The organism is Ruegeria sp. CJ2 (assembly GCF_056536745.1).
Map to the genome: position 1 here is coordinate 86,225 of NZ_JBQFQF010000006.1, position 24,912 is coordinate 111,136.

At 58.8% G+C, this 24,912-nt stretch carries 23 protein-coding genes; 8 read left to right on the forward strand and 15 right to left on the reverse strand.

The window, feature by feature from the left end; genetic code table 11:
• The first annotated feature begins 174 nt into the window (after positions 1-174).
• Both ACR0MS_RS10460 and ACR0MS_RS10465 read left to right on the forward strand, forming a co-directional pair.
• Positions 175-762, forward strand: coding sequence for a uracil-DNA glycosylase family protein (locus ACR0MS_RS10460; protein ID WP_480572514.1), 588 nt, complete (start codon positions 175-177; stop codon positions 760-762).
• Complete coding sequence (locus tag ACR0MS_RS10465; protein ID WP_480572511.1) at positions 755-1,543, forward strand: SseB family protein; 789 nt, start codon at positions 755-757, stop codon at positions 1,541-1,543. Before ACR0MS_RS10460 ends, ACR0MS_RS10465 begins: the two co-directional genes overlap by 8 nt.
• A 39-nt stretch (positions 1,544-1,582) precedes the next feature.
• On the opposite strand, the gene yghU is transcribed toward ACR0MS_RS10465, so the two are convergent.
• Positions 1,583-2,461, reverse strand: coding sequence for a glutathione-dependent disulfide-bond oxidoreductase (gene yghU, locus ACR0MS_RS10470; RefSeq protein WP_480572508.1), 879 nt, complete (start codon positions 2,459-2,461; stop codon positions 1,583-1,585).
• 247 nt (positions 2,462-2,708) lie between these two features.
• Between yghU and ACR0MS_RS10475 the strand changes: the two genes are divergently transcribed.
• Entirely contained in the window at positions 2,709-3,227 is a 519-nt protein-coding gene (locus tag ACR0MS_RS10475; protein WP_480572505.1) for a YHS domain-containing (seleno)protein, read from the forward strand.
• 55 nt (positions 3,228-3,282) lie between these two features.
• Here the strand turns inward: ACR0MS_RS10475 and ACR0MS_RS10480 are convergent, their stop codons facing one another.
• The gene (locus ACR0MS_RS10480) at positions 3,283-3,945 is read right to left on the reverse strand and encodes a DnaJ domain-containing protein (protein WP_480572502.1); all 663 of its coding nucleotides are present in this window, start codon (positions 3,943-3,945) and stop codon (positions 3,283-3,285) included.
• 172 nt (positions 3,946-4,117) lie between these two features.
• Positions 4,118-4,984 carry a methylenetetrahydrofolate reductase [NAD(P)H] gene (gene metF, locus ACR0MS_RS10485; RefSeq protein WP_480572499.1) on the reverse strand — a complete coding sequence of 289 codons (867 nt, stop codon included), beginning with the start codon at positions 4,982-4,984 and terminating at the stop codon, positions 4,118-4,120.
• 94 nt (positions 4,985-5,078) lie between these two features.
• Between metF and ACR0MS_RS10490 the strand changes: the two genes are divergently transcribed.
• The gene (locus tag ACR0MS_RS10490) at positions 5,079-5,984 is read left to right on the forward strand and encodes a LysR family transcriptional regulator (protein WP_480572701.1); all 906 of its coding nucleotides are present in this window, start codon (positions 5,079-5,081) and stop codon (positions 5,982-5,984) included.
• A gap of 96 nt (positions 5,985-6,080) precedes the next feature.
• On the forward strand, positions 6,081-6,866 hold the full coding sequence (locus ACR0MS_RS10495) for an inositol monophosphatase family protein (protein ID WP_480572496.1): 786 nt from the start codon (positions 6,081-6,083) through the stop codon (positions 6,864-6,866).
• 55 nt (positions 6,867-6,921) lie between these two features.
• Here the strand turns inward: ACR0MS_RS10495 and bhcD are convergent, their stop codons facing one another.
• The 4 genes from bhcD to bhcA are packed head-to-tail and all read right to left on the reverse strand — an operon-like array spanning position 6,922 to position 11,269.
• Positions 6,922-7,905, reverse strand: a complete 984-nt coding sequence (gene bhcD, locus ACR0MS_RS10500) for an iminosuccinate reductase BhcD (protein WP_480572493.1) — start codon at positions 7,903-7,905, stop codon at positions 6,922-6,924.
• Between the two features lie 15 nt (positions 7,906-7,920).
• Positions 7,921-9,084 (reverse strand): 3-hydroxy-D-aspartate aldolase BhcC, encoded by a 1,164-nt coding sequence (bhcC, locus tag ACR0MS_RS10505; protein ID WP_480572490.1) that lies wholly within the window; start codon positions 9,082-9,084, stop codon positions 7,921-7,923.
• Between the two features lie 11 nt (positions 9,085-9,095).
• Positions 9,096-10,067 (reverse strand): beta-hydroxyaspartate dehydratase BhcB, encoded by a 972-nt coding sequence (gene bhcB, locus ACR0MS_RS10510; protein ID WP_480572487.1) that lies wholly within the window; start codon positions 10,065-10,067, stop codon positions 9,096-9,098.
• A gap of 11 nt (positions 10,068-10,078) precedes the next feature.
• The gene (bhcA, locus tag ACR0MS_RS10515) at positions 10,079-11,269 is read right to left on the reverse strand and encodes an L-aspartate--glyoxylate aminotransferase BhcA (protein WP_480572484.1); all 1,191 of its coding nucleotides are present in this window, start codon (positions 11,267-11,269) and stop codon (positions 10,079-10,081) included.
• A gap of 230 nt (positions 11,270-11,499) precedes the next feature.
• On the opposite strand from bhcA, the gene ACR0MS_RS10520 reads away from it, so the two are divergent.
• Entirely contained in the window at positions 11,500-12,297 is a 798-nt protein-coding gene (locus ACR0MS_RS10520; RefSeq protein ID WP_170616106.1) for an IclR family transcriptional regulator, read from the forward strand.
• Here the strand turns inward: ACR0MS_RS10520 and ACR0MS_RS10525 are convergent.
• Together ACR0MS_RS10525 and putA are read right to left on the reverse strand one after the other, a co-directional pair.
• A complete protein-coding gene (locus ACR0MS_RS10525; RefSeq protein WP_480572481.1) occupies positions 12,268-13,011 on the reverse strand; it encodes a rhomboid family intramembrane serine protease in 744 nt (247 codons plus the stop codon). The two genes, ACR0MS_RS10520 and ACR0MS_RS10525, sit on opposite strands and share 30 nt — an antisense overlap.
• A 42-nt stretch (positions 13,012-13,053) precedes the next feature.
• Entirely contained in the window at positions 13,054-16,455 is a 3,402-nt protein-coding gene (putA, locus tag ACR0MS_RS10530) for a bifunctional proline dehydrogenase/L-glutamate gamma-semialdehyde dehydrogenase PutA (protein ID WP_480572479.1), read from the reverse strand.
• A 103-nt stretch (positions 16,456-16,558) separates the two neighbouring features.
• Here putA and ACR0MS_RS10535 point away from each other — a divergent pair, with 103 nt between their 5' ends.
• Entirely contained in the window at positions 16,559-17,035 is a 477-nt protein-coding gene (locus ACR0MS_RS10535) for an Lrp/AsnC family transcriptional regulator (RefSeq protein WP_480572475.1), read from the forward strand.
• 42 nt (positions 17,036-17,077) lie between these two features.
• Positions 17,078-17,644 (forward strand): tetratricopeptide repeat protein, encoded by a 567-nt coding sequence (locus ACR0MS_RS10540; protein WP_480572472.1) that lies wholly within the window; start codon positions 17,078-17,080, stop codon positions 17,642-17,644.
• A gap of 44 nt (positions 17,645-17,688) precedes the next feature.
• Here ACR0MS_RS10540 and ACR0MS_RS10545 read toward each other — a convergent pair whose 3' ends face one another.
• From ACR0MS_RS10545 to ACR0MS_RS10570, 6 genes are all read right to left on the reverse strand, one after another.
• Positions 17,689-19,578, reverse strand: a complete 1,890-nt coding sequence (locus ACR0MS_RS10545) for a PhoX family protein (protein WP_480572469.1) — start codon at positions 19,576-19,578, stop codon at positions 17,689-17,691.
• A 222-nt stretch (positions 19,579-19,800) separates the two neighbouring features.
• A complete protein-coding gene (locus tag ACR0MS_RS10550; RefSeq protein WP_480572466.1) occupies positions 19,801-20,793 on the reverse strand; it encodes an ABC transporter ATP-binding protein in 993 nt (330 codons plus the stop codon).
• A complete protein-coding gene (locus ACR0MS_RS10555) occupies positions 20,790-21,824 on the reverse strand; it encodes a Gfo/Idh/MocA family protein (RefSeq protein ID WP_480572462.1) in 1,035 nt (344 codons plus the stop codon). The genes ACR0MS_RS10550 and ACR0MS_RS10555 overlap by 4 nt, the downstream gene beginning before the upstream one ends.
• Positions 21,821-22,660, reverse strand: a complete 840-nt coding sequence (locus ACR0MS_RS10560; protein ID WP_480572459.1) for a carbohydrate ABC transporter permease — start codon at positions 22,658-22,660, stop codon at positions 21,821-21,823. The genes ACR0MS_RS10555 and ACR0MS_RS10560 overlap by 4 nt, the downstream gene beginning before the upstream one ends.
• Before the next feature lie 10 nt (positions 22,661-22,670).
• A complete protein-coding gene (locus tag ACR0MS_RS10565) occupies positions 22,671-23,585 on the reverse strand; it encodes a carbohydrate ABC transporter permease (RefSeq protein ID WP_171120388.1) in 915 nt (304 codons plus the stop codon).
• Between the two features lie 64 nt (positions 23,586-23,649).
• On the reverse strand, positions 23,650-24,903 hold the full coding sequence (locus tag ACR0MS_RS10570; protein WP_480572456.1) for an ABC transporter substrate-binding protein: 1,254 nt from the start codon (positions 24,901-24,903) through the stop codon (positions 23,650-23,652).
• Positions 24,904-24,912: the final 9 nt, after the last annotated feature.

A 24,912-nucleotide genomic window follows, 5' to 3' on the forward strand; every position in this document is an offset into this window, starting at 1 on the left:
ATTTTTTATCTGTTCATGTTGGCTACATTATGTCGAATTATGAAACAAATGTTCAATGCGTGCTGATCCGGCCTGTTGGGATTGTGACTTTTCCACCTGTTTCAGAAGTACCTCGCCGTGATTACGTTACTGAGTCAGTCTCGGACAGTTTGCTTCAGGAAACCTTGCGATCTTATGAATTCACTCGAAGAAGAAATTTCTGCATGCCGTCTTTGCGCGGACCGGTTCGCGGCAACTGAGACGGCCCATGAGCCGAAACCGGTTGTCTGGTTTCGTAAGGGCACACCGATTTTGATCGCTGGGCAGGCACCGGGCGCGCGGGTGCATGCGTCGGGTCGGCCATTCACGGACCCCTCCGGTGATCGGTTGCGCGAATGGCTGGGGGTGGATGAAGCCACGTTTTATGACCGCTCCTGCGTATCCATTGTTCCAATGGCGTTTTGCTTTCCCGGATATGATGCACGCAAGGCGGATTTGCCGCCTCCCCCTGTTTGCGGCCAAACCTGGCATGACAAGGTAATGCAGACGCTGGGTGAGGTTCCGTTGACAGTCCTCGTGGGCGGCCACGCTTTCAAGTACCATCTCAAGGCGCCCGGCTCGGTTACGGAAACTGTGCGCAACTGGCGGGACCATGCGCCGCGGGTCTTTGCCTTGCCTCATCCGTCTTGGCGGAATACGGCATGGATCAAGAAAAATCCGTGGTTCGTGTCCGACCTTTTGCCGGTCCTGCGAGCGCGGGTGCAAGAGGTTCTGAATGACTGAGATAACCGCGCTGGACTCGGCCCACGCCGCGATGGACGCTGCGCCGCAGGATGACGCCGCGCGTCTGAGGTTCTTTGAGCGGCTGGCGGACAGCGAGCTGTTCCTGATGCTGACCGAAGAGGCGCGGGACGAAAACATCTCGCCCGAACTTTTTGACGTTGCGGATGGCAGTTTCGTGCTGGCCTTCGATCGTGAGGATCGTCTGGCGCAATTCGCAGGTCGCCCGGTTCCCTACGTCGCGGTGTCAGGCCGTGTCCTGTCGTCGATGCTGGCGGGGCAGGGTATCGGTCTTGGCCTGAATCTGGAAACGGCACCGTCTTCGATGTTGATTCCGTCCGATGCGCTGGGCTGGCTGGCGGCAACCCTGCAACACGGACCCGAAGAAGTTGAGCAGCACTTTGCGGAGTTTGTGCCGCCTGTGGGACTGCCGGATGAACTGCTGACCGCGCTGGACACCAAGCTGGCCACTGCGGTTGGGTTGGCTCAGGCCGCGTATCTTGTGGGCACCAGATCACAAGAAGGTGGGGCAGGGCACATGCTGGGCTTTGTTGACGCTGTCGACGGTGCCGAAGCTGCATTGGCCAAAGCCGCGTCCGAGGCGCTGACGTTTTCGGGGATCGAGGCCGGGGCGATGGATGTCGGGTTCTTCAAGGCGCATGATGCGACGGCAGCAGCGTTGGCCCGTGTCGGATTGCGCTTTGACTTACCTCAGCCCGAAGCGCGCGTCATGACGCAGATTGCGCCGGGCAGCGATCCGGAAAAGCCGCCTATCCTGAAATGAAAAACCTCGCGGAGCGTATCCCCGCGAGGTCTGAGCACATTATTCCGCCGCGGCTTCAAGCTTGTCCTGCGTGCGGGTTTCGAAATCGCTGGCCTCGTGACGTTCGTGAAGCTGCGTGTGTTTCTCTCCGAATGGACGGTTCACCATCCGGCCGCGCTTGACGGCTGGGCGCTCGTCAATCGCTTTGGCCCAACGCATGACGTTCTTGTAGGAGTCGACGTCCAGGAATTCGGCCGCACTGTAAAGACGCCCCAGAACAAGCTGACCGTACCAGGGCCAGATCGCAATATCCGCAATCGAATAGTCGTCGCCCGCGATATAGGTCTTGTCGGCCAGTTCACGGTCCAGCACGTCAAGCTGACGCTTGGTCTCCATGGCGAAACGGTTGATCGGGTATTCGAACTTTTCGGGCGCGTAGGCGTAGAAATGCCCGAACCCGCCGCCGAGATAGGGCGCGCTGCCCATTTGCCAGAATACCCAGTTCATGACTTCTGCGCGTTCCGGGCCGGATTTGGGCAGGAAGGCATCAAACTTTTCCGCCAGATGAAACAGGATTGAGGCGCTTTCGAACACACGCACAGGCTTTTCACCAGAGCGGTCCCAGAGGGCAGGGATCTTCGAGTTCGGGTTGGCCTCGACAAAACCCGACCCGAACTGGTCGCCGTCGCCAATGTTGACGAGCCATGCGTTATACTCGGCACCTTCATGACCCAGCGCCAACAGCTCTTCGAGCATGACCGTTACCTTTACCCCATTCGGGGTCGCCAGCGAGTACAACTGCAGCGGGTGTCGTCCGATCGGCAAGTCCTTGTCATGTGTCGCTCCGGCAATCGGCCGGTTGATGTTGGCGAACTGGCCGCCATTCTGACTGTCCCATGTCCAGACCTTGGGGGGCGTATAGGTCGTTTGTTCGGTCATTGTCCGTCTTTCCCAGAAAATTTCATGTAAATTGTCCGTCCGTCACAACAGCTAATATTGCAGACAACAGAGTCCAACCCCGGAAGTTGGGTCGTTTTTGTAACAAACGGGCCGAAACCTTCACGTTTTCACGTGCGACGTCACAGCGGCGCGAGCGGGACTGCGCAGAGCACACAAATCACCTATCCTCAGACCGAACCCGAAAACCGGAGCGATGAACCGCTCCTCGGACATGAGGATTGAACACATGAAACGCTTTGCCCTGACCGTAGCCGCTACTTTGGCGATGTCGTTACCTGCATTTGCCGGAGACCAGTATGTTGATGGCACCGGTTATGCAGTTTCAGGTTACGACGTCGTGGCTTATCGCAGCCTTGATCAGGCTCCGGTCGGTCAGTCGCAGCCCGAAGGGGTGCGCGGTCGCTCGGATATTACCGCAGATTACAACGGGGCAACCTGGGCGTTTTCAACCGAAGAGAACCGCGACAAATTCCTTGAGAACCCCGCGTTCTACGCGCCGCAATACGATGGGCATTGTGCCTATGGTGTATCGCGCGGCGGCAAGGTTCCGGCAAATCCCAACCTGTGGCGGATCGTGGACGACAAGCTGTATCTCAACATCACGGATGTTGTCGTCGGCTTCTTCGAAGAGGATATCCCCGGAAACATCAACCTGGCCGAAGGGAACTGGCCAGGGATCGAGCCCGATGCAGCGTCAACCAGCGTCATCCCGAAATTCACGTCGGACGGCCCTGTTTCAAACTAAGGTTAAATGTTCTGTTGGAAACCCGGCTGATTCAGTCGGGTTTTCTGTTTCGAAATCAACTGGCCAACCAGAACTCATCCTGCGTTTTCTGATCCGCTTCAAACCGAATACGAACGCTTTTTGCGCCGGGGAACTCGCGGTTCATGATTGTCTCGGGGACAACGACTTCGCCAGCGCCGGCTTCCTTGGACTGAAAGCTAAGCACCTGCGTCTCGGTGCGGCGTGTCCCGGCCAGAATCGACGTGGGAAGCGCGATGCGGTTTGCCCCTTCGCAAACCGGAGATGACACGAAATAGGTCAGGTTGCGACCATAGCAACCAACCGCTTCGGGGATATGATCCGAGTCGGCCCGCAGATCGACCGTCGCCTCGGCCTGATTGTCTTCTTGCCCTTCCGGAACATGTGCAAGCGCCGTGTCGAGCAATGAACGACAGGCGTCGAGGTCTGCATCCTCCAGAGTGATCACGCGTTTGCGCAGCTTGGGACGCTTTGGTTTACCGGCACAGGCAGCTTTGCCCGCCAACCCTTCTTCGCGCAGCAGGTCATAGGCTTCCTTCGCGCGGGTGAAACTTGCTGTATCAGATTCGGAACAATCGGGATGTGCGTGAAAGGCGATCTGTCGCCACGCGTTTCTGATGTCCTCAGAACCGGCTTGCTGGTTTAAGCCAAGAGCGTGAAGCGCCTCTGTGCGCGCCCTGATCCTATCAACAGGTTCCATAATAAATCACTCGTTAAACAACTACGGGAACCAGTGTCAGGACGGGTGAATTTTTGTCAAATAAGGCAAAATATTGAATATGATAGGGGAACAATCAGGTAATACGATCCTTGATTGTTCCCCGATTTGCGCAGCGCATTGTCGAGCGTCCGGGTGCGTTTGGGCCTTTGGATCAGGCGACGTTCTGAAGTTCGGTTTTGGGCGTGATACCAAGCGCAAAACAGACGTCACGAGTAAGCTCGGGGCGGTTCAGCGTATAGAAATGCAGCTTATCGACGCCGCCCTCGATCAGGTCGGAACACAGCTCGGTGCACAGGGCCGTGGCCAGCAGGTCTTCGCGGTCGTCCCGAACGGCCTTGTCGAACGCGTGTTCTACCCATGCCGGGATGCGTGTTCCACAGCGGTGGGCAAAGTTGCGCGCCCCTTTCCAGTTTTCGATCGGCAGAATGCCCGGAACGATGGGCTTGTCGATTCCTGCTTTGGCGCAATCGTCGCGAAAGCGGAAGAAGGTCTCGGCCTCAAAGAAGAACTGCGTGAGGGCTTCGTCGGCACCGGCATCCAGCTTGGCCTTGAGCCAGTCCACGTCCGTGCGCGCGTTTTGCGCCTCGGGGTGGATGTCGGGATAAGCGCCGACGCGAATATTGAACTTGCCGTTATCAGCCAGCGCCGCAATCAGTTCGACGGAGTTCTGAAAGCCGTCGGGATGCGGAACATAACCGTTTTGACCCTTTGGGGGATCGCCGCGCAGCGCGACGATGTCGCGGACGCCCGATTTGGCGAAACTATCTGCAATAGCCAGTGTTTCGTCACGTGTCGCGTCTACGCAGGTCAGATGGGCCGCGACAGGCAGGCCGGAGGACTTGTGCAAAGTTGCCACCGCATCGCGGGTCAACTCTCGCGTGGTTCCGCCTGCGCCATAGGTGACAGACACAAACCGGGGATCAAGCGGGGCCAATGTCTGAACGGTGTCCCACAACCGGAAGGAGGCTTCCAGCGATTGCGGCGGGAAGAACTCGAATGATATTTCTGGCTTGGTCATCTTGGCCTCATTTGTTCCGTTCCCGGGTCTTGTGTCAGTTTCTGCAATGTGAGACAAACTCATATTCTTCAAGAACAACATGAGTCATCCTGAAATGCACATCGAATTCCGGCACCTGCGCACGATCAAGGCGATCCACGAATGTGGTGGGCTTGCCCGCGCTGCGGACCAGTTGAACATCACGCAGTCGGCGCTGAGTCATCAGATCAAGGGCCTGGAAGATCAGGCGGGTGTCGAACTGTTTCAGCGTAGGTCCAAACCGATGAAATTATCGGCCGCCGGTCTGCGTCTGTTGCGGTTGGCCGAGCAAATTCTGCCGCAGGTCGAGGCGACCCAGCAGGAGTTTTCGTCCCTGCGTGATGGGCGAACTGGTCGGATGCACATCGCTATTGAGTGCCATGCTTGTTTTGAGTGGTTGTTCCCGGTGCTGGAGACCTTCCGCAAGTCCTGGGGGGATGTGGATGTCGATATCAGGCCGGGCCTTGCGTTCGACGCTTTGCCAGCGCTGCAAAAAGAAGAGGTCGATCTGGTTGTTTCGTCCGACCCCGAAGACCTGCCGGGCGTCGAGTTCATCGAGCTTTTCGACTATGACGCCGTGTTTGTCGCCGCTTCTGTCCATCCTTTGGCACAAAAGGACTTTGTCGAGGCCGAGGATTTCCGAGGGCAGACCCTGATAACTTATCCGGTCGAGCGCACGCGGCTGGATGTGTTCAGCCAGTTGCTGATCCCCGCGCGGGTGGAACCGGCGGCAATCCGGCAGGTCGAACTGACCGCGGTGATATTGCTGCTGGTCGCGTCGAACCGAGGGGTTGCGGTGCTGCCGGATTGGGTCGTGCGCGAGGTTAAGTACAATTCGGACTATGTGACACGTCCGCTGACCAAAGACGGAATTACCCGCAGGCTATACGCGGCGGTTCGCACGGAAGACCTTGAAAAGCCCTATGTGCAGGAGCTGATTCAACTGGCCGGAACCGAGGCGCGCAAGTTGCAACTGCAATAGGCGCAAAACGCGGGTCTGCTATGCGTATCATTCCTCTTGGCAAGGGCGCTTTGCATCAGTATACGCGCGGCTTGACCGGACAGGAGCCTTTGGACAATGGTTGGCAGTGCAAACCTCAACATCATGATTAAAGCCGCGCGCAAGGCGGGGCGGTCTTTGGTCAAGGATTTTCGTGAAGTCGAGAACCTGCAGGTGTCGATGAAAGGCGCGGGCGATTTTGTGTCCAAGGCAGATATCGCCGCCGAAGCGATCCTGAAAGAGGAGCTTCTGGGCGCGCGCCCGACCTATGGCTGGCTGGCCGAAGAGGGGGGTGCAATCGCGGGCGAAGACCCCACCCGCCGCTGGATCGTGGACCCGCTGGATGGGACTACGAATTTCCTGCACGGCCTGCCGCACTGGGCGATTTCGATCGCGCTGGAGCATAAGGGCAAGATCGTCGCCGGCGTGATCTATGACCCTGCCAAGGACGAGATGTTCTTTGCCGAAAAGGGCGAGGGCGCGTGGATGAATGACACGCGCATTCGCGTCTCGGGCCGTCATCGCATGATCGAGTCGATCTTTTCGACGGGCTTGCCCTTCGGTGGCCGTTCGGACTTGCCAGCAACGCTGCAGGACCTGGCGCGTTTGATGCCGGTATGCGCAGGCGTGCGCCGCTGGGGTGCTGCTGCACTGGACATGGCTTACGTGGCCGCTGGTCGGTACGAAGGGTTCTGGGAACGCCGCCTGAATGCGTGGGACTTGGCCGCCGGGATCATCATCGTCAAAGAAGCCGGCGGGTTTGTGCAGGCCCTGAACCCCGAAGGCAGCGTGCTGGACGATGGCGAAGTGATTTGTTCAAACGAACCGATCTTCGACCAGTTCGCAAAGGTGATCCGGGACTAAAACCTGATCAAAACAATCGAAGTTGCGCGCCCCGTACGAGGCGCGCTTTTTCGTTTCATAGGGCTGCGCGCTGCGCCAATCCTGCCTCATCCGCCAATCGCGCGGCGACCGACGCAACGGCCAGATCTTGCAAGCCAACCCCGGTTCCGTCGAACAGGGTAATCTCGTCTTCGCTGGTCCGACCGGGGTGATCCCCGTTGATCACGGCACCAATCGGGGTGATCTGATCCCGCGTCAGCGCGCCCGAGTTTATGGCGTGCTGGCCTTCGCCGATGGTAATGGACTGGGCAACCTCGTCTGTGAAGACGGTTGCTGCGGCCACAAGCGCGGGGTCGACCTCTTGCTTGCCTTTCGTATCTGTACCCATACAGGCCAGATGCGTACCGGATTTGATCCAGTCTTTCATCAACAGCGGCTCAAACGCCGAGGTGATCGTGATGATCACATCCGCCTGCGCGCCCAGTTCCTGCTGGCTGACCGCTTCAAACTCCAACCCGATTTCCTCGGCCACGGCAGCCAGACGCGGCAGCATGTCCGGGTGGGGGTTCCAGGCGACGACCTTCTCAAACGCGCGCTGTTCGGCCGCCGCGCGCAGTTGGAAGGCGGATTGATGACCTGCACCAACCATCCCCAGAACCTTCGAGTCTTTCCGGGCCAGATGCGCAATCGAAACCGCTGACGAGGCCGCCGTGCGCACCGCCGTCAGGTAATTGCCCCCGACCAGCGCAGAGAGTTGCCCGGTGTCAGGATCAAACAGAAACACCGTCGATTGGTGGTTTGTCAGGTTTTTTTCGGCATTGCCGGGCCAATATCCGCCCGACTTTACGCCCAGCACCTGACCATCCCTGTCGAAGCCTGACTTGAAGCCGTACAAAGCATCTGCGTAACCCAGCGCCTCGCGCACAACAGGAAAGTTCCACGCCCCGCCGCTGGCCATTGCGCCAAAGACCGACTGAACCGCATCAAAGGCTTGCTGGCGGCCGACCAGTTGCTTGCAAAGATCTTCGCCCACGATCAGCAGGCCGTCTTGTGAAGTCATGATATCCCTCATTGCTCAGAACGCCTTTCCACGGGCCGAAACAGGCCAGAGTGTTTCAACCTTGCCGTCCCGGACACCTACATACCAGTCATGGACGTTGCAGGTTGGGTCACAGTGACCGGGCACCAGACGCAGCTTGTCGTTGACCTTGAGAACATTGCCGGGATCACCGATCACGCCGTGCTCATCCGAACATTTGAGGTATTCGACATCGTCGCGCCCATAGATGAACGGCAAGCCGCTATCGACGGACTGCGCCTTTAGACCTGCATCACAGATCGCCTTGTCCACTTTGGCGTGGCTCATGACGCTGGTCAGGATGAACAGCGCATTTTCCCACTCCCCCTGGTCGATCCGCTTGCCGTCCTTGTCCAGAATACGGCCATAGTCGGCGTCCATGAAGGCGTAGGACCCGCATTGCAACTCGTTGTAAACACCTGAATTGCTTTCGAAATAATACGATCCTGTGCCGCCGCCCGAGACCAGCTCGCAGTCGATGCCTGCGGTTTTCAACCCGTCAACCGCGTCTTCGACCATCGCAATAGCAGCATCCAGCTTCTCTTTTCGGGCCTCATACGTGTCGAGATGTTGCATCGCGCCCTGATACGCCTGAATGCCTGTGAATTTCAGGTTTGGGGCTGCCACGACCGCCTCGGCGATCTCGACCACTGCCGGAGTTGTGGTCACGCCGCACCGCCCAGCACCGCAGTCGATTTCGACCAGAACCTCTAGTTCGGTGCCAGCGCTGACCGCAGCGGCAGACAGGTCCGCGACGTTGTTGATGTCGTCCACACAGACGATGGTGCGCGCTCCGGTCTTGGGCAGCCGTGCCAGCCGTTGGATCTTGGCCGGGTCGCGCACCTGGTTTGACACGAGGATATCCTTGATGCCACCGCGCGCGAAAACTTCGGCTTCCGAGACTTTCTGACAGCAGACACCCACCGCGCCGCCCAGTTTTTCCTGAAGTTTGGCGACATCAACGGACTTGTGCATCTTTCCGTGCACGCGATGGCGCATGCCATGTGCCGTGGCATAGTCGCCCATCTTCCTGATATTCCGCTCTAGCGCGTCCAGATCCAGTATCAGGCAGGGTGTCTGAATTTCGCTTTCGTCCATACCGATTGAGGCAGGGATGTCGAAGCCGACTTCGAGATCGTCAAATTTTACAGGTTTGTTCATGTTCTTCCTCCTTACCCTTTCAGCCAGGGCAGCTTGTCCAAATCCACGTTGCCGCCGGTGATGATCACGCCAACGCGTTTTCCGCGAAACACGTCCGGATTTTTGAGAATGGTCGCCAAAGGCACTGCCGAGGACGGCTCCATCACCACGCGCAGATATTTCCACGTCAGTTTCATCGCCTCGACGATCTCATCTTCTGAGGCGGTGAAGATGTCGGTCACGTGATTGGACACAAAGTGCCACGTGTTTTCCTTGAGCGGCACCAACAGACCATCGGCAACCGTTTTTGGGGCGTCATCCGCGATAATATGGCCCGCTTTGAACGAGCGATAAGCGTCATCCGCCTGTTCCGGTTCCGCGGCATAGATTGCGGTGCTGGGCGCCAGGTTTGACACCGTCAGACAGGTTCCCGATACCATGCCGCCGCCGCCAATCGGTGCGATGACCGCATCCACGCCATCGGTTTGTTCCAGCAGTTCTGCCGAACATGTCGCCTGCCCAGCGATGACGCGGGGGTCGTTATAGGGGTGGACGAATTCACCACCCGTTCGGGCCTGCACTTCGGCAAAGGTCGCCTCGCGCGAGGTGGTCGACGGCTCGCACTCGGTGATCGTTCCACCAAAGCGCCGGACCGCGTCCTTTTTGGCCTGCGGTGCCGTGCGCGGCATGACCACATGGCAGGGGATGCCGCGCCGTCCGGCCGCGTAGGACAGCGAAAGGGCGTGGTTGCCGCTGGAATGAGTGCAGACACCCTTTGCCGCCATCTCATAGCTTAGGCCAAACACGGCGTTGCTTGCACCGCGAACCTTGAAGGCACCAGCCTCCTGAAAGTTCTCGCATTTGAAAAACAGCTCTGCGCCGGTCAGATCATTCAGGTAGTCGGACACCATGACCGGGGTTCGACGGATATATGGTTTAATCCGTTCATGCGCCGCTCGCATATCGTCGATCGTGAGTTCTGCGGCGGGGGTTTGATCCAGCATGGTCATTCTCCTCAGGCTGCCGCCATTGCGTTGCCGGACGAGCCGGAACGATAGAACTCCTGCGCGGCCGCGACCCCGCTGCCGAGTGAGATGGGGTAATTCAGGTCCGCCATCGCCATCTCGATCGCGCTGAGGCCAGACAGAACCATCACATCCGTCAGGCTGCCCAAATGACCAATGCGAAACGCCTTGCCGTTGAGTTGCCCAAGGCCGATCCCGAAGGACACGCCATATGCGTTGAACGCGTGATCTGTCAGGGCGTTGCTGTCGAACCCATCGGGGACATAGATTGCGCTGACCGTATCGGAATAAAGGTCGGGCGACTGTGCAACCAACTTCAAGCCCCACGCGTCGGTGGCACGGCGAACCCCTTCGGCCAGTCGGTGGTGGCGGGTATAGACGTTGTCCAAGCCTTCTTCGAACAGCATCTTGAGGCTTTCGCGCATCCCGTAGATCAGTTGCAGCGGCGGGGTATAGGGAAACCCGCCCGACGCATTCGCCGTCATCATGTCGCGGAAATCGAAGAAAGTGCGGGGCAGCTTGGCAGACGCCATCGCCTCTTGCGCTTTGTCGCTGACGCACAGGATCGCCATCCCGGTCGCCAGCATGAACCCCTTTTGCGACCCGGACACGGCGATGTCGACGCCCCATGTGTCAAACTTAAACGGCACAGAGGCCAGCGAGCTTACGCAATCCACAAACAGCATCGCGGGATGGTTTGCGGCGTCCATGGCGTGACGCACCGCACCGATGTCCGAAAGCACGCCAGTTGCAGTTTCGTTATGGGTCACCAGAACGGCGCGGATGTCGTGTGACGTGTCCTTGGCAAGAGCGGCCTGAAACAGGTCTGCTGGTGCGCCCGTCCCCCAAGGGCAATCAATCACCTGCACGTCCAGCCCGTGCCGCTGACACAGGTCGATCCAGCGATGGCTGAAAACGCCATAGCGGGCCACCAGAACCTTGTCGCCGGGGCTGAGGGTGTTGGTGATCGCCGCTTCCCACCCGCCGGTACCCGAGGCAGGGAATGTTACGATCTGACCGGTCTGAGTGCTGAAGACCCGTTTTGTGTCTTCCAGAACCGGGGCAAACGTATCGACAAAGTCCGGGGCACGATGGTCTTGCGTTTGAACCTGCATGGCCAGCCGTAGCCGGTCCGGGATATTTGTTGGGCCTGGTATGAAAACCGGGTTTTGGTTGGACATCTCTTATTCCTCCGCTTTGGAGGTCATTTTCCGAGATAACGTCGCGTCATGCAATTTTCTTGAAAAATATTTTCATTTTTGCGAAAAAATCCATAACTGGCGAGATTCGCGGGGATTTCCGTTTTTCATTTTGGCGAAGCGGAGCCACCACACGAAAAAAAACTTTGTACACAGGAGGAGGGGAATTGGGACAAGAGCCGCAAAAAAGACCGCGGGGTCGGCCGAAATCCATGTTCAAGGAAAGTTCGGCCGGGACCATGCAATCTCTGGACCGGGCGCTGGGTGTTATGACCACGGTTGCGCGCATGGAACGCGCCGCGCTGAGTGATCTGGCCAGAGAGATCGGCGTGCCCACTGCCACCACACATCGTATTCTGGTCACGCTGCAGAAACATGGTTTTGTGAGTTTCGACGATGAGCGTCAGGAGTGGATGATTGGTATCGAGGCTTACAGAACCGGCGCGTCATTCCTGCGTCGTAACAGCGTGATCGAGATCGGACGGCCAATCCTGCGACGCTTGATGCAGGACAGCGGTGAGACGGCCAATCTCGCGGTTCCGGACGGGTTCGAGGTTGTTTTTGTTGGGCAGGTCGAAACCGGAAACCCCATCCGGGCGTTCTTTCCACCGGGGGCCAGGACGCCGATGTATGCGTCTGGAACCGGCAAAGCGATCCTGGCCGAACTGGGGGAGGCCGGGTTGACCAAAGCGCTGGGTTTGGGTGATCCGGTTGCCTTTACCGAGAATACTCTGCTGCCCGGACCAAAATTGCAGTCGGACTTGGCACAGACCCGAAGGCGGGGTTGGTCGCATGACCGGGAGGAGCGATACGAGGGCATGTCCTGCATTGGCGCGGCGATATTCAATGATCGCGCTGAACCTTGTGCCGGAATTTCCGTATCTGGCCCGACTGTTCGGTTCAAAGCGGATCGCGCGCCGGATTTGGGTGGTCTGGTCATGGCTGCTGCCCGGGAAATCACTGAACTTAGCGGTGGCCGTCTACCTGCGCGGGATGCGGGGGATGCGTGATTGCGAGAATTTATAGGTCTGCTCTGGGTGGGGTGGATGGCCGTGAGTCCGGTTCCAATATCTGATGCCACCGCGCCGCAACCATAAGGGAATACTCAGCACCAACCCGACGAAGAAACCGCCTGTGTGCGCCCAATATGCAATCCCTCCCTCGTCCGGGTTGCTGGAGAGGCTGCCCAGAAACTGCATGCCGAGCCAGACCCCAAGCATGACAAAGGCCGGAATGGTGAAGACGCGAATATAAATGATCAGGATCAACAGGATATCTACCTGCGCCTTGGGGAACAGCAGCAAATAGCCGCCCATCACACCGGCAATCGCGCCCGATGCACCGATAGTGGGCACCAATGACGCCGGGGCTGTCAGGACATGGATCAGGCCAGCTCCGATTCCGGCAGCCAGATAGAACAGCAGGAAGGGCAGGTGGCCCATCTCATCTTCGAGGTTGTCGCCAAATATCCATAGGAACAGCATGTTTCCGATCAGGTGCATCCAACCCCCGTGCAGGAACATTGACGTCACCAGAGTATCAAAGGCAAAACCGTCGGTGATCCGTGCTGGAATGACGGCGTAGTCATAGTAAATCTGGTTGATGAGGCGCGCATCGTCCATGGCGCCTGCATAGCTGACAAAGATCAGGATATTCGCCGCCATCAGCAGATAAACGACGTATGGAGTACGCCCCGAAGGGTTATGATCACGGATCGGAAACATGGCGCGACGCTGGGCTTTCCGCAGCCCAGCGTCAAGGTCTGTTTAGGCCGCACCACCCAGCAACGCCGCGTTACCCCCTGCAGCGGTTGTGTCGACGCAGACATGGCGCTCGGCCAGGACACGGGCCTTGTCGGGCAGACCGGGGATCAGGGGCAGGATCGGACCGGTGCGGCGGGCCAGATGCCGTTCGATGTCTCGGGCGGTGGCTTCATCCCCCCACCACAAAACGCCAGAGATACCCGTCGCGTTTTCAAGTCGGTGCAGGTCGATTGCTCCTGTGGCGCGGATAGCTGAACCGCCCAATTCCTGCACGGCGGCCGCCTGCGCCTGAACTGCGGCCTCACCCGGACCCAGACACAATAAAGGCAGGCGGGGGAACTCGCTAAGGCGGTTGGATTCTCCGGTCGGGCCGGGCAGAGACCGGGTTTGAACCGATGGCGCCTCGCCGTCGGGGGCAGGCATTTCGCCCATCTTTGTACCCCACGTCCCGGCGCTGCTCTGGCGGTCGGGTGCGCAGAAACGGGTCTTGTAATTCGGGCCACCGGCCTTGGGGCCAGTCCCGGAAAGCCCTTCGCCGCCAAAGGGTTGTGAGCCGACAATCGCACCGATCTGATTGCGGTTCACGTAGATATTGCCCGCGTGAACGGCCTCGGTGATGTGCTGAACACGGTCGTCGATGCGCGTGTGCAGACCAAAGGTCAGGCCGTATCCCGTGGCGTTGATATCGGCGATCACCTGATCAATCTCGGACGCCTTGAACCGCACGACATGCAGAACCGGGCCAAAAATCTCGCGTTCGAGCGCGGCAATGCCGGGGACTTCGATTAGCGTCGGTGCGACGAATGTGCCGATGGGCGGCGTTGGCATCTCTTTCAGGATACGCCCTTCTCGACGGGCCGTAGCCACGTGATCCGTGATGACCTGCCGCGCATCATTGTCGATAACGGGGCCGCAATCGGTTGAAATCAGCCAAGGATCGCCAACCTGCAAGGCCTCCATCGCGCCTTTCAGCATCGTCAGCAGATCGTCCGCGATGTCGTCTTGCACATAGAGGCACCGAAGGGCCGAGCAGCGCTGTCCCGCCGATTGAAACGCGCTTTCGATGATGGATTGCACGGCTTGTTCGGGCAGGGCGGTGCTGTCCACTATCATGGCATTCAGCCCACCGGTTTCCGCAATCAGCGGTGTGCCGGGCCGCAGGTTTTCTGCCATCGCCTCACGAATTTTCAGAGCCGTCGCGGTCGAGCCGGTGAAAGCCACGCCCGACACCCGCGCATCCGAGGTCAGTGCCGCGCCCACCATCGGGCCACCCGGCAGCAATTGCAGAACATCCCGTGGCACGCCTGCCTCGTGCATCAACTGAACGGCGCGATGCGCGATCAAGGGTGTCTGCGGGGCAGGTTTGGCCAGTACAGCGTTACCAGTCGCAAGGGCCGCAGCAATCTGGCCGGTGAAAATGGCCAGCGGAAAGTTCCACGGGCTAATGCAGGTGAAGGTTCCCGCAGGCGCAAGATCAGGAATATTCGCAGCGTAATACCGCAGGAAATCAACGGCTTCACGCAATTCAGCAACAGCGTCCGGAAGCGATTTTCCGGCCTCACGAGACAACAGGGCAAAAAGCTCGCCGTAGTGTTCTTCGTACAGGTCGGCCGCAGCGTTCAGGATGCGGGACCGGTCGGTCGCTGGTGAGTGCCACGGTACGGCAGAGGCCAGCGCCAGCTCGACATCCTCGGCGCTTGCAGGGGCGACGGCGCCGGGCCGGTCCTGCGGTTGCGCCGGGTTGATGACAGGTTGATCACCCTCGGGCGTTGCATCCCCGGACAAAAGTGGCCGCGCGTACCAGTGATGTGCTCGGAAGCCATCGCGGGCGGCGTCGATCTGATCCAGTGTGGGCGTGTGATGCAAGTCAAACCCGCGCGAGTTCGGGCGCTCGGGTTGAAACAGTTCGGGTCCGGTGGGCAGGGGCCGCGCAGGTTCACGGACCGTTTCGAAAGGGTCTGCGGCGACGACTTCGGGCGGCACAGTCTCATCGACGATCTGGTTCACGAAAGATGAATTCGCACCATTCTCCAACAGTCGCCGCACCAGATACGCCAACAGGTCACGATGCGCACCGACCGGAGCGTAGATGCGACAGCGGGTAGAGTTTTGATCTTTGACCAGCCCGTGCAGCGTTTCGCCCATCCCGTGAAGGCGCTGGAATTCATAGGGTTGGTCCTTGGCCATATGCAGGATCGCGCTGACCGTGTGGGCGTTGTGGGTGGCGAATTGCGGATAGATCCGGTCGGTCATACCCAGCAATTTGCGCGCGTTCGCGATGTACGAGATATCGGTCGCCGCCTTGCGGGTGAAGACGGGGAACCCATCGACGCCTTCGACCTGCGCGCGCTTGATCTCAGTATCCCAATAGGCACCTTTGACCAGCCGCACCATCAACTTGCGATCATGGCGCTGGGCCATGTCATAGAGCGTGTCCAGAACCACCCCGGCGCGGGGGCCATAGGCCTGCACCACGATCCCGAACCCATCCCACCCGGCCAGGGCGGGCTCGGCCATGACCTCTTCGATCACTTGCAGCGACAGGGACAGGCGGTCGGCTTCTTCGGCATCCACGTTGAGGCCCATCCCGGCGGCCTTGGCCAACAGGCAAAGCGCACGCAGGCGGGGCACAAGCTCATCCATGACGCGCTGTTCCTGCGCTAGTTCGTACCGCGGGTGCAGTGCCGATAGCTTCACCGATATTCCCGGATTGGCGCGGATATCGTCATGGGTGCAGGCATCGGCAATGGCCGCAATCGCCCGGGAATAAGACAGGTGATAGCGGGCTGCGTCGGCCTCGGTCCGGGCGGCCTCGCCCAGCATATCGTAGGAGTAGGTATAGCCCTTGGCTTCCATCCCACTGGCGCGATCCATCGCGGACTGTATCGTTTCGCCCAGCACGAACTGTCGGCCCATTTCCTTCATGGCCCGGCCTACAGCGGTGCGGATCACCGGCTCACCCAATCGCTTGATCGCGCCGCGTAAAGCACCGACTGGGGATGCTTTGCCTTCATCCAGAACCTTGCCCGTCAACATCAAGGCCCAAGTCGAAGCATTGACCAGCGAGGATGAGGACTGCCCCAGATGTTTCCCCCAGTCCGAGGGCGCAATCTTATCCTCGATCAGCGCGTCGATCGTGTCGGCGTCGGGGACACGCAACAAGGCTTCGGCCAGACACATCAATGCCACGCCTTCATCGGTAGACAGGCCGTATTCGGCCAGAAACACCTCCATCATGCCGGGTGAAGTACTGGATCGGATATCGCGCACCAACTGAGCGGCAGAGGCGCATATGGACCGACGATCGGCTTGGGTCAGATCAGACTGTGCAATCAGGTGGTCCAGAATGGCTGACTGATCGGCATAGGTCTGACCGTCGATATGGGCGCGCAGGCTGTGTGACATGTATCCTCCGGGGCTTTTGATAAATATAGGGTCGATTTGGCGGGAGGATTGCCTTATTTTTTGCTTCGGTTAGGCGATTGGCCTGAATATTGAGGGGTAACCAATGCAAAAGGACTTTCCGGGTCTGGATCGGTTCGATCAGTCCATTCTGACGATTCTGTCCGAGGATGGGCGCATCCCCATCGCGGACCTTGCGCGGCGCATCGGGTTGTCGAAATCGCCCACTCAAGCACGTGTGAAGAGACTTGAAGCCGATGGCATCATCACCGGATACCGCGCCCTGCTGGACCCGATCCGCCTTGGTCTGGACCATGTGGCCTTTGTCGAGGTGCGTCTGACCGATACCCGCGAAAAGGCATTGGCCGAGTTCAATGCAGCGGTGCGCAAAGTGGCCGAGATTGAGCAAGCCCATATGATTGCATCGAATTTTGATTACCTTCTGAAAATTCGCACCGGTTCGATGTCCGAATACCGGGCTGTTCTGGCCGAGAAAATTTCCTCGTTACCCCATGTGGCCAGCACCTCGACCTTTGTTGCGATGGAGGCGGTGAAGGAAACCGGCGTCTCGGGCGGGTTCTGAAGGCCGGGTTGACGAAAGCCGCGCAAGCGTCACCATTGCTTTATGAAACAGCTTTTCCTTGCCTCTGCCTTTGTTGCCGCAACCTCGGTTGCTGCCTTTGCCGATGACTGCCCCATGGCACCGGATCATTCTGCCGGTGTGACCGGGTTGATCTCGCAGATACAACAGGCCGAAAACGAACAGGCCGCCCGCGCGCTATCCAATCAATTGTGGGAGTTCTGGACGGATGCGCCGGACGAAACGGCGCAGGCTGTTCTGGACCGTGGCATGACGCGTCGGAACGCATGGGACTTGTTGGGCGCGATCGAGGATTTCGACAAGCTGATCGAATACTGCCCGTCCTATGCCGAGGGGTATAATCAGCGCGCCTTTGCCCATTATCTGAGGCAGGATTTTCAGGCTGCATTGCCCGATCTGGACCGGGCGATTGAGCTGTCACCGAACCACGTTGCCGCGATCAGTGGCCGTGCGTTGACGTTGATGGGGCTTCAGCGAACGGACGAAGCGCGAGAAGCTCTGCAGCAGGCTTTGGAATTGAACCCATGGCTGTCAGAGCGTCACCTGATGGCCCCCGGCGGGCCGCTGGCTCCACCGGGAGAGGATATCTGACAGCGCCCTCACTCGCATTCGAAAGAAAGCGCTGCCCGAGTTTATTAGCCGACCAAGCCGTTGTCATTCCGCTTGATAGCGATGATCGAGGACCGTGGCGTGCCGCCATCGGGCCAATTGCTGCCGGGGTGTTGAATTCCGACGAACATTGTCCGCAAGTCGGTTGACCACGCAAGCCCCGTGACTTCACACCCATTCGGACCCGTCATAAAGCGCGCGATTTCTCCGGTGATCGGGTCACCAACCAGCATCTGGTTGTTCCCGTTTCCAGCAAAGTCTTCTGCGTTGTCGTCATCGCCGTCCGTCTGGATCCAGATCAGTCCGGTTGTGTCGATGACCATCCCATCCGGGGAATTGAACAGATTACCTTCATTGACATTGGGCGACCCTGCATAAGCATCCGTGTGCACGGTTGGGTTGCCGGCCATGACGTAGAGATCCCAGTCGAATGTGTCTGCGGCGTGGTCGTCGTTGCTTGGGCGCCAGCGCACGATCTGGCCGTATTTGTTGGCCTCACGCGGGTTGGGTCCATTGACCGAGGTATCGTCGCCACCGGCGTTTGGCTTGATGCCCCGGTTCTTGTTGTTGGTCAGGCAGCAATAGGCCTCAACCGCAACCGGGCTGGAGGCAACCCATTCGGGGCGGTCCATGGTGGTGGCACCCACTTTCGAGGCCGCCAGGCGCGTGAAGATCGAAATCTCTGCGGCGTCCATGCCTGTTGTTTCCGGCGTCAAAGGCAGCCATTCACCCGACAGGTCGTCATCGAACTTGGCCGCATACAAGGTGCCGTCGTTCAGCAGACTCTCGGTCTCGCCGCCCGGCTGATAGGTGCCGTTCGAGACGAACTTATACAGGTACTCGCCCCGCTCATCGTCGCCCATGTAAACCACCACACGGCCATCCGCAGCCAGAGTCACCTCGGCGTTCTCGTGCTTGAAACGGCCCAGACCGGTATGCTTGACCGGAGTGCTGTCGGGTTTGGTCGGGTCGATTTCGACGATCCATCCGGCCCGGTGAGGTTCATTCGGGTTTTTCGACGTGTCAAAACGTGGGTCAAACAGCTCGTAGCCGTTCCAGCTTTGGGCTTTGACGCCATATCGCGCGTATCCGTCCGCGACCGGTTGATCGTAAACGGCGGTTTCATCGGACGACCCGAAATAGCCGTTAAAATTCTCTTCGCAGGTCAGGTAGGTGCCCCACGGAGTTTTACCTGCGCCACAATTGTTCATGGTGCCCAGCGAGGATGTGCCGGTTGGGTCAGCCTTGGTTTTCAGCAGGTCGTGACCGGCGGCGGGCCCAACGATTTTCATAAGAGTGTTGTGGTGGATGCGGCGGTTGAATGGGCTGTCTTTTACAACGAACCATCCATCCGGGCCTTCCTTGATCTCCATCACCGTGACGCCTTGAATATTCTGCAGTTTCAGAACGTCTTCGGCACTGGCTGGAACACCCTCCTGCGCGGCGGGAAGGTTGATGTCGCCGTTTGGATACTCGTGGTTGATCGCGATCAGTTCCAATCCCTGAAACGAGAATGTTTCCATCCCGTCAGTGTTTTCACCAAAGATTCTGTCCGAGTTTTCGAGCGGCCCACCATCGGTGATCTCGTACCCATCAGCGTCCGAGAACAGCGCATCGCCCCAACGCGCCAGAACCTTCCATTCATACCCTTCCGGAACGTGAACGGTGCCGTCCGTCTGCGCCGGGATCGGGGTGAAGGCAAAGCGCGAGGATTCGACCGCCTGCGCCGATGTCGACCCCAAAAGACCGGCACCCATTGCTGCTGCGCCCGAGCCGAACGCCAGAACTCCACCCAGAAACCCTCGGCGAGAGATGGCGCTTTCGACAACGCGGTCAAACCCGTTTTCTTCGGGGCGCGGAAAGTGCAGTTCGTCCCAATCGTCTGCAGAGAGGGGCATGCGATCAGCGTCTTTCATGGGGGAGCTCCTGGCTGTAAATGAATAGCTATGAAATGGACTTAGAGCCCCATTGTGACAGTTGAATAACGACTTGGCCTATGTGTCGGGCGGATTTCCTGCCCAACACCCATTGCCCAATATATATGACTGAAAACGTCGCAATTCCAACCAAATGGCCGCAATTTCAAGTTTTGGTGAGGGTTGGGGCGCCCCAGGGATTTTTGGCGTTTATGCGCGTGCCTAGCGCAAACGCTGCCCATTGGTATCAAAGCGATAGGCTTTGTCCGGGGTAAAGGCGAATCGCAACTCCTCACCTTCGCTGATCGCATGCTGGCCGAACAATCGGGCCGTGACGGAATGGTCGTTTACCTTTGCGATGACATTTGTATCGCCGCCCAGCTTTTCGACATGGCTAACCCGCGCGGTCAGCGGGCCGTCATCGGACAGGAACAGATCCTCTGGGCGAATGCCGATGGTGTTCTGACCTTCACCCAATAACCCCTCGGGCAGGAAATTCATTGAGGGTGATCCAAGGAACCCGGCGACGAACTGGTTGGCGGGGTTGTTATACAGCTCCATCGGAGTGCCGATCTGTTCGACCCGCCCGTCACGCAGCACGACGATCTTGTCGGCCAGCGTCATGGCCTCGGTCTGGTCATGGGTGACATAGATCATCGAGGCATCCAGCGCCCGGTGCAGGTTCGCTATCTCGATCCGCGTGTTCATCCGCAGCGCCGCGTCGAGGTTCGAAAGCGGCTCGTCAAACAGGAACAGTTTCGGCTCGCGCACGATGGCCCGCCCGATGGCGACGCGCTGCCTTTGACCGCCGGATAGTTCCGAGGGGTAGCGATCCAGATACTCCTCAAGGTTCAGCATCCGGCTGGCCGTGGCGACACGTTCCTCAATCACCGCTTTGGATTGCTTCTCTTGTTTCAAAGCCAGCGTCATGTTCCCACGCACGTTCAGATGGGGGTAGAGCGCATAGCTTTGAAACACCATCGCGATCCCGCGTTTCGACGGCGGCACCAGATTGACGGTCTGCCCGTCGATATTGATCTCGCCCGCGGACGCATCCTCCAACCCCGCAATCACGCGCAACAAGGTGGACTTGCCGCAGCCCGAGGGACCGACGAAGACAACGAACTCACCTTCTTCGACTTCAAGCGTGATGTCTTTCAGAACATGCACATTGCCAAAGGACTTGTTCACATTGGTCAGGGTCAGAGCGGTCATGTCGTGGGCTCCTTGAGCGAAACGGGCTGGCCGGTGCGGATGCTTTCATCTGCGGCCAGACAAATGGCTAGGGATTGGACGGCGTCATTCATATGGCGCGTCAGGTCGATATCGTCCGCGATGGCGTGCAGCATATAGGCTTGCTCGGCGTCACACAGTTCCTGATGGCCGGGCTCATCTGGCATCTCGACCGTTCGGTCGCCGCCCTGTGTATGGATCAGCAGCCCGCCAACCTTGGTGTGGCCGTCAATATCCGCCGACGCGCCCTTGTTGCCGTCGGATATCGAGACCGAGCCGTTGGGCGAGACGATGTCTTTTACGAAAAACGCGGTTTCGGACATCATCGGGCCCCATCCGGCCTCGTACCAGCCGACTGAGCCGTCCTCGAAGATCACCTGAAACTGGCCGTAATTATACATGTCCTCGGCGATCTCATCGGACAGGCGCAGGCCCATGCCATGCACCCGGACAGGCTGCGCGTCGGTGATCTGACACATCACGTCAACATAATGCACGCCGCAATCCACGATAGGCGAGGTGGTCTGCATCAGCGCCTTATGTGTCTCCCATTCTGCGCCCGAGGATTGCTGGTTCAGGTTCAGGCGGAATACGTAAGGCCCGCCCAGATCGCGCGCTTCGGAGATCAGGCGCATCCATGACGGGTGGTGGCGCAGGATATAGCCCACGACCAGCTTGCGGTTCAGCCGTGTGGCCGTTTCGACCACGCGCCGCGCGTCGGCCACGTTGGTGGCCAGCGGTTTTTCCACGAAGACATGCGCGCCTGCCTCCATCGCAGCGCAGGCGAAATCGGCGTGACTGTCAGAATAGGTGGCGACGACCACCAGATCGGGATTGGTCTCGGCCAGTGCGGTTTGGAAATCCGAATAGGCAGGGTATTGGCCCAGCTCGGGGTGATCCACGCGACCAGACCGGTTCACCAGCCCCACGATCTGCGCATCTGGGTGGTTGTGATGAGCCAGAGCGTGGCTGAGGCCCATATTGCCAAGGCCAGCGATCAGAACTTTGGTCATTTGACAGCTCCTGAAGTGATGCCGCGGATCAGCTGACGCGAGAAGATGACGTACAGAACCAGCACCGGCAGGATCGCCATCGACAGCGCCGACAGAACCGCGTTCCAGTCAGTTACGAACTGGCCGATAAAGACCTGACTGCCCAGCGTGAGCGTTTTGGTTTCCTCGGCCGGGGCGAGGATCAGCGGGAACCACAGATCATTCCAGATCGGGATCATGTTGAACACCGCAACGGTCGCCATCGCGGGCCGGACCAGAGGCAGCACCAGCCGGAAAAAGATCGTGTATTCCGACAGCCCGTCGATGCGGCCTGCGTTCTTCAGATCATCACTGACCTGCCGCATGAACTCGGACAGGATGAACACCGCCAACGGTAACCCCTGCGCTGTGTAGACCAGTATCAGCGCCCAAAGCGTGTTGACCAGTCCGGTCGCCACCATCATCTCAAGAATCGCCACGGTGCCGATGCGGATCGGGATCATGATCCCCAGCGCCAGATACAGACCCATCACAAGGTTGCCCTTGAACTGATATTCCGACAGCGCATAGGCCGCCATTGCCCCGAACAGCAGGATGAAGAACAGCGACGCAACGGTGACGATCATCGAGTTCTGGAAGTAGAGGAAGAAATCCCCCTGCTTCATCACCGTCTCATAGCCGATCATCGAGAAGCTGTCGGCATTTGGCAGCGCCAGCGGCTCACGAAAGATCGCGCGGCGGGTTTTGAAGCTGTTGATCAGGATCACAAAGACCGGGAACAGGGCGATCAGGGTGTAGAGGATCAGCGCCCCGTGCATTGCAGCGGTGTTGATCGGGTTATGGCGTGCTTTGTTCATTTCAGCCCCCTCACATCTGGTACCGGCGCATCCGGGTCTGGATGCCGAAGAGGTAAATACAGACGCCCACGAGGATGATCGCGAACATGGCCCCGGCGATGGCCGACCCCATATGCGGGTCGCCCAGTTGCAACTGGAAACCAAAGAATGTGCGATACATGAAGGTGCCCAGGATATCGGTCGAGAAATCCGGGCCGGCCAGCGCGCCTTGGGCAGCATAAATCAGGTCGAACGCGTTGAAATTGCCCACAAAGGTCAGGATCGAGATGATCCCGATGGACGGCAAGATCAGCGGCAGCTTGATCTTCCAGAATGCGGAAGCCCCGGTGATGCCGTCAATCTCTCCGGCCTCAAGGATTTCCTCGGGGATGGTCAGCAGGGCGGCATAGATCAGCATCATCGGGATGCCCACGAATTGCCAGACCGAGATCAGCGCCAGCGTGGTCAGCGCGTATTCCTCTTTTCCCAGCCATGGCGCGAACAGGGATTTCAGGCCCACGGCATCCAGCATCGAAGGGGCGATGCCCCAGATGGGTGACAGGATCAGTTTCCATGCAAAACCGACGATCACGAAACTCAGGATTGTCGGGATGAATATCGCCGACCGATAGAGCGCCGAGAACCGCAGGCGCGGGTGGCTGAGCAGCGCCGCCAGTGCGATCCCGATGGGATTTTGCACCAGCATATGGATCAGGAAGAACCAGAAGTTGTTGCCTAAAGCGTTCCAGAACTGCTCGGACCAGATGGGGTCAAAAAACAGGGTTTGAAAGTTCTGCAATCCAACGAACACGCGGCTCTGATCAATCTCGGTATACAGCGCCAGTCGAAGCGTGTTGAACAGCGGGAAGATCATCACCGCCGTATAAACCAGCACGGCAGGTGCCAGAAATACAACGATATGCCAGCGGAAGCGGGGGCGGTTCATGGATCAGCTTTCAAAGGAGTAAAAGGGTACCCGGGCGAACAATTTCGCCCGGGTATGCGTCAGCTTACTGATGCGGTGCGTACCACGAGGCCAGCCCCTCTTGCAGGCGGGCGCCAGCATCGGCGGGGCTTTCCGCACCTTTGACGACCTGAGCGGCGGCGTTCCAGGTTTCGTTCTCAAGGTTCGGCGTGCCGCGCGACAGGATCTGGTAGGTGGACCGGATTGTTGAGCCGCAGTCATTCCGCCAGCTTACAAACTCCTGCGCCAGTGGATCTTCCATCGCGATGTCATGGCTCGACAGCGAGAAGAAGCCCGGCAGAGCGTTGGCATAGATCGTGGCGAACTCGGACGTGCCCATCCAATCAAGGAAGGTGCGCGCGGCGTCGGCATTTTCCGATGCCGCGTTCAGACCCATCGCAATATCCGTGTGGTCAGAGATATAGCATTCGTCACCCGCGTTGCGGACCGGGGGCTTGAATGCGCCCATCTCGAAATCGGCTTGCGCATTGAAGCCCGAAATCTCCCATGAACCGGCCGGATAAATCGCGGCGCGACCGAGGGTAAAGATGTTCTGGCTGTCAGGGTAGGTCTGTGCCTCGAAACCGTCGCCCAGATAATCCTTCCAGCGTGCAATGGTCTCATACGGCGCGACCCACTGCGGATCGGTCAAGGACTGCTCACCCGAAATCAGCGCCAGACGGCCTTCTTCGCCCTTCCAGTAGTTGGGGCCGATATTCTGGTAGCCCATCGTGGCGGCTTCCCACTGGTCGTTTGTCCCCATCGCCATCGGAATATAGGTGCCGTCTTCCTTGAACTTGTCCAGAGCGGCAAAGAACTCGTCTTCCGTCGTGGGAACGTCGATACCCAACTCGGCAAATGCGTCCTTGTTGTAGATGAACCCATGGATCACCGATGCCATCGGCACGCAGAACGTGGCTGAGCCGTCATCGTTCTGCCACGCGGATTTCGCCACGTCCGAAAAGTTGTCCATCGCGCCCAGATCGCTCAGGTCAGCCAGGTTTCCGTTTTCAAACAGCAAAAGCGACGTGTCGAAGGGGCGGCAGGTGATCAGATCGCCCGCAGAGCCAGCTTCCAGCTTGGCGTTCAGAACCGCGTTGTATTCCGCAGGGGCCGAGGGCGTGAAGTTCACCTTGATGCCCGGATTGGCGGCTTCGAATGCCGGGATGATCTTTTCCTGCCACAGCGTCAGGTCGTCGTTGCGCCAGCTTTCGATGGTCAGCGTCACGTCTTCGGCCAAGGCCGAAGTTGCCATAAGCGTCGTGCCCAATAGGGCAAGTTTCAGGCTTTTGCGTTTCATTGTATTCTC

What these genes read in the sequence shown, in the direction of transcription:
- ACR0MS_RS10460 (WP_480572514.1), top strand. Translation starts at nt 175, where the DNA reads ATGAATTCACTCGAAGAAGAAATTTCTGCATGCCGTCTTTGCGCGGAC.
- ACR0MS_RS10465 (WP_480572511.1), top strand. Translation starts at nt 755, where the DNA reads ATGACTGAGATAACCGCGCTGGACTCGGCCCACGCCGCGATGGACGCT.
- yghU (WP_480572508.1), bottom strand. Translation starts at nt 2,461, where the DNA reads ATGACCGAACAAACGACCTATACGCCCCCCAAGGTCTGGACATGGGAC.
- ACR0MS_RS10475 (WP_480572505.1), top strand. Translation starts at nt 2,709, where the DNA reads ATGAAACGCTTTGCCCTGACCGTAGCCGCTACTTTGGCGATGTCGTTA.
- ACR0MS_RS10480 (WP_480572502.1), bottom strand. Translation starts at nt 3,945, where the DNA reads ATGGAACCTGTTGATAGGATCAGGGCGCGCACAGAGGCGCTTCACGCT.
- metF (WP_480572499.1), bottom strand. Translation starts at nt 4,984, where the DNA reads ATGACCAAGCCAGAAATATCATTCGAGTTCTTCCCGCCGCAATCGCTG.
- ACR0MS_RS10490 (WP_480572701.1), top strand. Translation starts at nt 5,079, where the DNA reads ATGCACATCGAATTCCGGCACCTGCGCACGATCAAGGCGATCCACGAA.
- ACR0MS_RS10495 (WP_480572496.1), top strand. Translation starts at nt 6,081, where the DNA reads ATGGTTGGCAGTGCAAACCTCAACATCATGATTAAAGCCGCGCGCAAG.
- bhcD (WP_480572493.1), bottom strand. Translation starts at nt 7,905, where the DNA reads ATGACTTCACAAGACGGCCTGCTGATCGTGGGCGAAGATCTTTGCAAG.
- bhcC (WP_480572490.1), bottom strand. Translation starts at nt 9,084, where the DNA reads ATGAACAAACCTGTAAAATTTGACGATCTCGAAGTCGGCTTCGACATC.
- bhcB (WP_480572487.1), bottom strand. Translation starts at nt 10,067, where the DNA reads ATGCTGGATCAAACCCCCGCCGCAGAACTCACGATCGACGATATGCGA.
- bhcA (WP_480572484.1), bottom strand. Translation starts at nt 11,269, where the DNA reads ATGTCCAACCAAAACCCGGTTTTCATACCAGGCCCAACAAATATCCCG.
- ACR0MS_RS10520 (WP_170616106.1), top strand. Translation starts at nt 11,500, where the DNA reads ATGTTCAAGGAAAGTTCGGCCGGGACCATGCAATCTCTGGACCGGGCG.
- ACR0MS_RS10525 (WP_480572481.1), bottom strand. Translation starts at nt 13,011, where the DNA reads ATGTTTCCGATCCGTGATCATAACCCTTCGGGGCGTACTCCATACGTC.
- putA (WP_480572479.1), bottom strand. Translation starts at nt 16,455, where the DNA reads ATGTCACACAGCCTGCGCGCCCATATCGACGGTCAGACCTATGCCGAT.
- ACR0MS_RS10535 (WP_480572475.1), top strand. Translation starts at nt 16,559, where the DNA reads ATGCAAAAGGACTTTCCGGGTCTGGATCGGTTCGATCAGTCCATTCTG.
- ACR0MS_RS10540 (WP_480572472.1), top strand. Translation starts at nt 17,078, where the DNA reads ATGAAACAGCTTTTCCTTGCCTCTGCCTTTGTTGCCGCAACCTCGGTT.
- ACR0MS_RS10545 (WP_480572469.1), bottom strand. Translation starts at nt 19,578, where the DNA reads ATGAAAGACGCTGATCGCATGCCCCTCTCTGCAGACGATTGGGACGAA.
- ACR0MS_RS10550 (WP_480572466.1), bottom strand. Translation starts at nt 20,793, where the DNA reads ATGACCGCTCTGACCCTGACCAATGTGAACAAGTCCTTTGGCAATGTG.
- ACR0MS_RS10555 (WP_480572462.1), bottom strand. Translation starts at nt 21,824, where the DNA reads ATGACCAAAGTTCTGATCGCTGGCCTTGGCAATATGGGCCTCAGCCAC.
- ACR0MS_RS10560 (WP_480572459.1), bottom strand. Translation starts at nt 22,660, where the DNA reads ATGAACAAAGCACGCCATAACCCGATCAACACCGCTGCAATGCACGGG.
- ACR0MS_RS10565 (WP_171120388.1), bottom strand. Translation starts at nt 23,585, where the DNA reads ATGAACCGCCCCCGCTTCCGCTGGCATATCGTTGTATTTCTGGCACCT.
- ACR0MS_RS10570 (WP_480572456.1), bottom strand. Translation starts at nt 24,903, where the DNA reads ATGAAACGCAAAAGCCTGAAACTTGCCCTATTGGGCACGACGCTTATG.